The organism is Corynebacterium sp. MSK041 (assembly GCF_030232265.1).
Lineage (GTDB): Bacteria > Actinomycetota > Actinomycetes > Mycobacteriales > Mycobacteriaceae > Corynebacterium.
Genome location: NZ_JASPJK010000035.1, coordinates 1 through 1,321, shown reverse-complemented (window position 1 = coordinate 1,321; position 1,321 = coordinate 1). Strand labels below are relative to the sequence as shown.

Annotated in this window: 1 protein-coding gene; it reads right to left on the bottom strand. The window is 54.3% G+C overall.

Features of this window, described 5'->3' with window-relative positions; genetic code table 11:
• Nucleotides 1-34 precede the first annotated feature (34 nt).
• Nucleotides 35-1,321: IS256 family transposase (locus tag QP968_RS11050; protein ID WP_502870943.1), on the bottom strand; the 1,287-nt coding region annotated here is incomplete at its 5' end.

Genomic DNA, 1,321 nt, shown 5'->3' with positions numbered 1-1,321 from the left:
GAGCGTGTCAAGTTATTTGTGTGTGGGGCTGTTTTTACAGGTATTTGTCGAAGCGGTCGGGGTAGGCCACAGCCATTTGGTTGATGGCTTGTTTCCAGCCGGAAACCCGGGCCCCTTCGACGAGTCGGCCAGCGGTAGCGGAGGCTCGTTTGCCTTCCTTGGCCCGCCGAGCAGCTCGTTTATCTTCAATATTGCAGATCATCAGCCACAGCGTCTTCAGCGCTGAGTCATCATTAGTGAACTGAACCCTATTACGAGTGGCTTTACGCAGCTCATTGTTGAAGGATTCAATTGAATTCGTCGTGTAGATCACCTTCCTTGCTGCCGGCGGGAACTGCAGAAACGGCGTGAACCTCTCCCACGCATCCCGCCACACCTTCACCGACCGTGGGTACTTCTGCCCCAGCTCAGAGACCTCAAACTCATCCAATGCGGCAGCGGCGCTCTGCTCATCCGGGGCGGTATAGACCTTCTTCAACGCCGCTGAGACAGCCTTACGATCACCGTAGGCAACCCACCGGTTAGCAGCCCTGATCAGGTGCACAATACACGTCTGGACCATGGATCCAGGCCAGGTTGCCTCTACTGCTTCTGGTAGGCCTTTGAGCCCGTCACAACAGACGATAAAGACGTCTTTGACCCCACGGTTAGAAAGATTGGCGCACACCTGCGCCCAAAAAGACGCGCCTTCTTCTTTGGCAAGCCACAATCCCAAAATGTGTTTGATGCCGTCAAGGTCCACGCCGATAGCCATGTAGGCGGACTTGTTGACCACCCGACCACCGTCGCGGACTTTAATGCGCAATGCATCGAGAAACACCACGGGATAGAACTCGTCTAACTGGCGGTTTTGCCAGACCATGACCTCGTCGAGGACGGCATCGGTGACTGCGGAAATCGTCTCATGGGAAATATCAATCCGCATCGCAGTTGCCATATGGTGCTGGATGTCACGAATTGTCATCCCACCGGCATACAAGCTGACGATCATGTCATCAACGTCAGTCAAACGCCTAGAGCCTTTAGGGACCATGGTCGGCATGAATGTGCCAGCCCGATCTCTAGGGATATCAACAGTAACCGGCCCATAATTAGAATCCACGGTCTTCGGGTAGCTGCCATTGCGGTAGTTATCAGTGCCAGCTAAGGCTTTAGCGCCCCTGTCGCCTGCCTGATATCCCAGGTGGGCGTCCATTTCCGCATTTAGTCCCCTGGTAATCGAGGCTTGCAACATGCCCCGAACTAGGTCATTGGCATCCGTTGTAGACGTGCCTAGTTCATCAATCAGCTTCGCGATATCAGGGTTAGCAAGCAGCTTCTT